Below are 7,287 nucleotides of genomic sequence, written 5' to 3' on the forward strand. Positions count from 1 at the left end.
ATGACGGCATCACGTTCGCGCGGCGTCCAAGATCTTTCGTGCCCGCTCTGCGACGGGGAGATCCACGAATTCACCTCCGGGTAGCCGGACCGCAGCTCCGCCGGCCTTCTCGAATGCGTCGACCACTTCGCGGGCCCAGTCGATGTCGTCCTGTCCCGAGGTGAAGGTGGCATGGATGGCCGTCAGCTGAGCGGGGTGAATTGCGGACTTGCCGAACAGGCCGAGGCTGCGACTGTGGGCGGCCTGCCGGATGAGTCCGTCATTGTCATTGAGGTGGGGGTAGACGCTGTCGATCGGTGGGGCGATGCCGGCGGCGCGCGCGGCGACGACGAGGTGGGATCGCACGTACTGCATCGGTATGTCCCCGTCTCCCGTGCCGAGGTCTTTCTGCAGGTCGATACCACCGAGGGCGAGATGCGTTACTGCCGGGTGATCAGCGATATCGAAGGCATTGGCGACCCCTTTCGCGGTTTCGATGGCGCAGATCAGGGGCTTTCCCGGGGCCCGGGCTGCGACCCAGTGAACGTCGTCGAGTGTTTCGACCTTGGGGATGCGGATGCCGTGTGCCGATGCAGCGACGGCATGCAGATCAGCGGCGGCGAGTCCGGTTCCGGGGGCGTTGATCCGCACCCACGCGGTCCTCGTGGTGACGACGGATGCGACGTTTGCCCTGGCGCTCCGCTTCTCGGAGGGCGGCACCGCGTCCTCGAGATCGAGGATGACGGCGTCGGCGCCGGCGTGGAACACCTTTCCGAGCAGATTCAGGTTGTGGCCAGGCGCGAAGAGGTAGCTGCGGTTCATCAAAGGACGCCCTTCTCGGTGAGTTCGGTCATTCGTTCCTGGTCGATGCCGAGGGTGTCCCGGTAGAACTCCTGGTTGTCCTGCCCGAGACGGCGGCCGGGGAACTTGATCGCACCCGGAGTCCCGAGCATGCGAAGCATGACGTTCTGCATCTTGATCGGGCCGAGGTCTTCGTCGTCGACGGTCGTGATGCAGTCACGGGCGAGGACCTGCGGATCACTCATGAGTTGCGCGACGTCGTAGATGGGTGCGAGCGCGGCGCCGGCCCGTTCGAACTCGGCCGTGACCTCGTGCAGGGGTCTGTCTGCGATCCACTTCGCAACCGCGTCGTCGAGCAGTTCGCCGTTGCGGCTGCGTTCGCCGGCAGAGTCGAACCAGGATTGCTCGACGATGTCAGGTCGGCCCACCAGGCGCATGACCCGCGCGGCGACAGAGGTGGCGCTCGCGGAGACGGCAACCCACCGACCGTCCTTGGTGAGGTAGGTGTTGCGTGGGGCGTTATTGGGGGAGCGGTTGCCGTTGCGGCCGGCGATGGTGCCGAGTTGGTCGTAGGCGGTGGGCCCGGGGCCGAGAATTCCCAGAAGTGGTTCGAGTAGTGACATGTCGATGACCTGTCCGCGGCCGGCCGAGCCGTTGCGGTGGAGGAGCGCGGTCACCACGCCGAATGCGCCGGCAAGTCCGGCAACGCCGTCGGCGAGTCCGAAGGGCGGCAGCGTCGGTGGGCCGTCCTCCGTCCCGGTTTGGTGGGCAAAGCCACTCATCGCCTCGGCCAGGGTGCCGAATGCGCGGCGCTCGGCGTAGGGTCCGGATTGGCCGAACCCGGTGACGCGGAGCAGGACCAGTCCCGGATTGACGGCATGGAGTCGGTCCGGACCCAACCCCCACTTCTCGAGTACGCCGGGGCGAAAGTTCTCCACCAGCACGTCGGCATCGATCACGAGGTCGCGGAGTATCTGCTGGCCTTCGTCGGTGCTGAGATCGAGAGTGATGCACTTCTTGTTACGGGCGATGACCTTCCACCACAGTCCGTGGCCGTCCTTCCGGGCTCCGTGTGAGCGGGCGGGATCGCCCGAGGGGTGCTCGATCTTGATTACGTCCGCGCCGAAATCACCGAGGAGCATGGCGGTGATCGGTGCGGCGTAGACGGTACTGATGTCGAGGACGCGGAGGCCGTGCAACGGGCCACGTGTCGGAGGAGGGCTGTCGGCTGCGCTCGTGCCGGGGTGGTCGTGGGTCGAGTAACTGTCGCTCGGGTGTGCAGTCATAAGCTGTCCTCGGATGGTGGGGAAGGTCGATACAGGTGCGGCGCTCGACAGCGGCCGGGGTGCACGAGCGCGGACCGACGGGTGATGCAGGGTCATGGCGCGGCCGAAGAGTCCGTGGCGCCGGGGCCGCCACCTCGAGATTGCCATCCCCCCGGTTCAACTACAATCACGGGCATATCGACAGCAGTTAACTTTGTCTAAAGTCAGGGGTGGCGCGTGCTGGATACGGCCAGGATGTTCACACTGCGCACGGTCGCCGCGCACGGGTCGATCACCGCGGCGGCGTCCGCACTCGGGTATACCACTTCGGCTGTGTCCCAACAGATCGCGAAGCTGGAGAAGGAGGCGGGGCAGCCGCTTCTGGAGCGGCACGCGCGAGGCATCGTGCTGACCGAGGCTGGGCGGTCGGTCCTCCGGCACACCGAACGTATCCTGGTCGAGCTGGAGGCTGCCGAGGCCGAACTCGCGGAGATCAAGGGGCTGCGGGCCGGTGTGCTGGCGATCGGCACCTTTCCCACGGCCGGGTCGTCACTGCTGCCGCTGGTGGTCAAGGAGTTCAAGACGCGGCACCCGGGCGTCGATCTGAAGGTGGTCAGCGGCCGGTTCGCGCAACTGGTCGACGCCCTGCGCCGGCGGGAGACCGAATTGTCGTTGCTGTGGGACTACGAATGGAACCGAGTCGATGACCCTACGTTGACCTACCACCACCTGATGAACGATCCGACCGTGTTGCTGGTGTCGGAACGGCACCGTCTGGCCGACCGCGACTCGATCCGGATCACCGAACTGCGCGACGAGGCGTGGGTGGTACGCGCCGATGATCACCCGGTTGCCCAGACACTCGAAAAGCTCTGTAATCAAGGTGGTTTCATGCCTCGGACGAGTGTGTTCGCGCACGACTACGGTGAGGTACAGGCGATGGTGGCCGTCGAGCTCGGTGTGGCCATCGCGCCGCGCCTGGCCGTGCTCAACCTCCGACCCGACGTCCGGTCGATTCCCCTCGCGACCCGCCCGCCGCAGCGGCGCATCCTGGTCGCGCATCTGACCGAGCGGCGGCTGAGCCCGGCCGCGCAGGAAGGAATCGCGGTGTGCACTGCCGCCGCCCGCCTACTGCAGGAGGGATTCGAGGCCGGATAGGGGCCCGGAAGGACGCCTGTCAGTTCCGGCAGATGCCGAACGCGTCGGCGAGGCGGGTGATCTGCTCGGCCCGCCCGAGGCGGGGTAGGTCGCTGCCGTCGCGGATGATGCGGCCGCGGGTCTCGAAATCGGCCAGGAACTGCCGCGCCCAGGTGACATCCGACGGTGTAGGGCTGATGGCCTCGTTGATCACCTGCAGCTGATCGGTGTCCAGGCACAGTTTTCCGGTAAGGCCGAGGGAGACGGTCACTGCGGACTGTTCGCGCAACACGGTGTGGCGGTTGCTGACGGTGGGGCCGTCGATCGGTCCGGGCAGCCGGCCGACCCGGCTGGCGACCACCAGTCGGGAGCGAGGGTACGCCATGGCGAGGTCGTCGGCGCTCGTGCCGGTGTCCCGGCGATAGTCACCGCTGCCGAAGGCGAGCCGGAACACGCCGCGGGCGCGGGCGATGGCGCCGGCCTGCTCGATGCCGAGGGCGGATTCGACCAGGGCAATGACTGGGGTGTCTCTGCCGAGTCGGTCGAACGTTTCGGTGATATGTTCTGCCGATTCGGTTTTCGCGAGTATTACGCCCGCCAGTCCGGGAAGGCCGGCGAGTCGATCGACGTCGTCGCTCCAGTACTTCGAGGACCGGTCGTTGATCCGGACCCAGGCCGAGGAGCGTTCGAGCCAGACGGCAACGTCCTCGCGTGCCGAGGACTTCCGTTGCGGATCGACCGCGTCCTCGATGTCGAGGACGATCTGATCGGCGCATGAACGTTCGGCCTGGTCGAACAAGTCGATCCGGCTGCCGTTGACCAACAGCCAGGAGCGGGCGATCCGCGCGTCGATTGTCCGGGGTGCGATCGTGGTGTTCTCGGGCATTCGGACCTTCACCGTGCCAACCCGACCAGTGCGGGCGCCGGGCCGGTGACGAAGAGTTCCGCCACTGCGATGCGCCGGGCCGCCCGGTGCAAGGTGACCGCTTCGAGGATACCGTCGGGCGAGGTGGTGAGGTCGACGTCGAGGACCCCGGCGGGCGTCCCTATCCGTAGCGATCCGGGCCACCGGACCCGCGTGTTGTGGGTGACGACGCCACCGGTCACGGTGGACGCCGCGGCGACGGCGACGGCGGACGTCAGTCCGATTGCGGGGTGCGGGGCAAGCATCGACAGCATCCGGACGGAGATGTCGTAGTCGTCTTCGTCGATGTCGACGCCCGTGCTGGTGCGGTAGTCCACCGGGGGGCCGACGACGCCGACCTTGGGGATCGCGTGTGTGACCGGGTCTCCCGGTTTGCTCAGTCCCATCCGCAACGATGATTCCCGTCGCAGCCGGAGAAGCAGCGGCAGGTGTTCGGCGATGGTCCGATTGTCTTCTGCGCCGGTCAGTCCGAGGTCGGCGGCGTCGAACAACGCCGCCGGAGCGCCGGCGGCGACCATCGTGGCGCGGTACGTGTGGTTCTCGATCGAAATCTGTTCGGCGGCTGAGCCGGTGGGCAGCAGTGTGGCTGTATCGGCAGCGAGACCGGCGAAGGTGAGGCCAACCGGGACGCCCAGCGCGCTGGTGCCTGGCACGGCCGCGTCACCCTCGGTGGGGATCATTCCGCCCGGGGTCGCGATCTCGGCAGTGAGGATTGCGCCGGTGTTCTGGTTGCGCATTCGCACGGTCGTCACCGCGGAGTCGACCGGAACGAAGCCGGATTGCAGCGCATACAGCCCGATCGCGGTGGCGCAGTTTCCGCAGTTGCTGCCCCATTCGACCCGCCGGTCACCGATCGCGACCTGGGCGAACAGGTAGTCGACGTCGATGCCGGACTCGCTTGAGCGGCGCACGATTGCCGCCTTCGACGTGGTCGAGCTGCCGCCCCCGACACCATCGAGCTGGCGCGGATCGCCGGAGCCGAACGCGGAGGTCAAGATGGCATCCAGCCCACCTGCCTGGGGAATGAGGGGATCGACGTCCACGGCGTTGAACAGCCAGCACTTGCTGGTGCCTCCCCGCATCCAGGTTCCACGGAGTGTGAACACGGTCGGCCCACCTTTCGGGTTGGAAGAGTGTGTGAGGCACCGCTGGAGGCTCCGATCGGATAGGGAGCGTAGGTGCCAGCGGTGTCCCACCACCCACCCTGACCGAGATCAGGGTGGGGGACAATGGCGGATTTCTCGATGAGGGTTAACTCGAGCTAAACCCTCGGGGGGTGGCGTCGACGCGTCAGGCCAGGGCCGGGACGGCCACCAGCAGCAGCCAGCACAGCATCGGCGCGATCGCGACCACGATGCCCGCGTTCAGCAGCAGCTGGCGGTAGAACCGGGGGCGTTCGATGTTCTGGGCGTTGGCGAGGACGAGCGCGCCGTTGGTCGAGAAGGGAGATACGTCGACCACGGTGGCCGAGATGGCGAGGGCCGCCACGACGCCGACGACCGGGAGGGCTCCGGTCTGCAGCAGCGGAAGGGCGAGCGGGATGACAGCGGTGAGCAGTGCGGTCGACGAGGCGAACGCCGAGGTGACGCCGATGACGTAGCAGAGCACGACGGCGACCAGCAGTGGGGCCCCGATGGTGATCGCCATCTGCGCGAGATGGTCGAGCGTGCCGATCTCCTCCATGAGGGAGACATAGGTGACCATGCCCGCCACGAGCAGCACCGTGGACCAGCTGATACCGGCGATGGCCTCACTCTGCTTGGACAGGTCGGTGAAGGCGAGGATCGCACCGGCGGCGATGGCGACGAAGCTGATCGGCATGTGCAGCACCAGCACCAGCACCGCGGCGATCAGGACGAGGGTGAGCTTCTGGACGGCGGTGACTGGCTGTCGTGCAGGTTCGGTGACGATCTCGGTGCGTGGGGTCCGGACGAGGACCTGGGTGCCGGTTCCCCCGGACGAGCCGCCGAACGGGGCCGCGCCAGGTCCCGCGACGGGAGCGCGGCGAGGGCTCTCACCGCCGTCGAAGTCGAAGTCGTCACTCGAGCCGGTAGCCGTGAATTCGAGGTTCCGCATCCGGGCGAGAACGGCATAGCCGATCACGGTCAGGACCGAGAGCAGCAGGTTGATGCCGTAGCTGGCGAAGAACAGGGTCCACGGGGCGATCGTCAACCCACTCGATTCGACGATGTCGCGGACGAGGACGCCCGAGACCGAGATCGGCGAGAATGCTCCGGCATGTGCGCCGTTGATGGTCATGATGCCCATCACCAGCGGGCTCATCCGGGTCCGAGCTGCGAACGACATCGCCGCCGGCGTGATCAAGGCGACCGCCGCCGGGCTGAACGTGCCCAAGGCCGTGAGTACCGAGGCGCAGAAGAAGAACACCCAGGGAACGATCGTCACTCGACCGCGGACGCTGCGTATGCAGGTGTGGACGAGGAGATCGATGGTCCCGTTCTTCTTCGCCATGCCGAAGAAGTAGGTGACGCCGATGATCGTCAGCACGATCGAACTGGGGAACTCGGCGAGGATCTCCTTGTCGTCGTAGCCGAGGAGGAACGCCCCCACGACGAACGCGCCGATGAACCCCAGTATGCCGATGTTGATGGGGAAGAAGGTGGCGATGACGAACATTGCCACCAATGCGATCAGTGGCAGTATCTCGATGGAAGTCATGAGCGTTCTTTCGGTTCACCGCGAGGCGGATCGAACGGCGCCCGATCGGCAGTTGCGAACGGGCGTGGATACGGGCGGGTCAAGCGAGGCGGAACGTGTCTTGCTGTCGCAGTCCACGTCGCACGAGGCGTTCCCGCAGGGTGCCGGAAGAGTGACTATTTGCATGTCACATCCTTCGCTTGACCATTACCTACATCACATTAAAAGCGGCCCGTATTCATGACAATGTCGAATCGCTACGGTGGGCTTTAGCTGAACTGAAGGCTCACCCGGAGGGGTGAGGCGTAACCCGTTCGATGTGGTGACCCTGTTCCTGCTTCTCGACATCGCTGAGGCCGGATCCGTGGAGACTGCGTCGTCCGTGACGGCGTGTGAATTTCGAAAGCGATTCCCGTAGTGAGGGAATCGAGATTTTTGACGTCACGATGACCCATCTACGTAGAGGCACTTTCAGTGCAATCATCGGACACCTTCACGGGTGGGTCCGCGGTGTTCTGTCGA

The 7,287-nt window shown here is 66.0% G+C and carries 6 protein-coding genes; 1 reads left to right on the forward strand and 5 read right to left on the reverse strand.

Translation table 11 applies throughout. The annotated features are described in order from the left end of the window. Positions 1-9 precede the first annotated feature (9 nt). The gene (locus tag QYS60_RS18535; RefSeq protein ID WP_289379774.1) at positions 10-801 is read right to left on the reverse strand and encodes a CoA ester lyase; all 792 of its coding nucleotides are present in this window, start codon (positions 799-801) and stop codon (positions 10-12) included. Further along, the gene (locus QYS60_RS18540) at positions 801-2,066 is read right to left on the reverse strand and encodes a CaiB/BaiF CoA-transferase family protein (RefSeq protein WP_289379772.1); all 1,266 of its coding nucleotides are present in this window, start codon (positions 2,064-2,066) and stop codon (positions 801-803) included. Before QYS60_RS18540 ends, QYS60_RS18535 begins: the two co-directional genes overlap by 1 nt. A gap of 216 nt (positions 2,067-2,282) precedes the next feature. Between QYS60_RS18540 and QYS60_RS18545 the strand changes: the two genes are divergently transcribed. Then, a complete protein-coding gene (locus tag QYS60_RS18545) occupies positions 2,283-3,203 on the forward strand; it encodes a LysR substrate-binding domain-containing protein (protein WP_371383888.1) in 921 nt (306 codons plus the stop codon). 19 nt (positions 3,204-3,222) lie between these two features. Here QYS60_RS18545 and QYS60_RS18550 read toward each other — a convergent pair whose 3' ends face one another. The 3 genes from QYS60_RS18550 to QYS60_RS18560 form a co-directional block, all read right to left on the reverse strand. After that, on the reverse strand, positions 3,223-4,068 hold the full coding sequence (locus QYS60_RS18550) for a CoA ester lyase (RefSeq protein WP_371383889.1): 846 nt from the start codon (positions 4,066-4,068) through the stop codon (positions 3,223-3,225). 8 nt (positions 4,069-4,076) lie between these two features. Further along, the gene (locus tag QYS60_RS18555; RefSeq protein ID WP_289379802.1) at positions 4,077-5,189 is read right to left on the reverse strand and encodes a PrpF domain-containing protein; all 1,113 of its coding nucleotides are present in this window, start codon (positions 5,187-5,189) and stop codon (positions 4,077-4,079) included. 208 nt (positions 5,190-5,397) lie between these two features. Then, the gene (locus tag QYS60_RS18560; RefSeq protein WP_371383890.1) at positions 5,398-6,786 is read right to left on the reverse strand and encodes an SLC13 family permease; all 1,389 of its coding nucleotides are present in this window, start codon (positions 6,784-6,786) and stop codon (positions 5,398-5,400) included. Between the last annotated feature and the right edge of the window lie 501 nt (positions 6,787-7,287).

This window comes from Rhodococcus sp. GXMU-t2271 (genome assembly GCF_041414735.1).
Classification (GTDB): domain Bacteria; phylum Actinomycetota; class Actinomycetes; order Mycobacteriales; family Mycobacteriaceae; genus Rhodococcus; species Rhodococcus indonesiensis.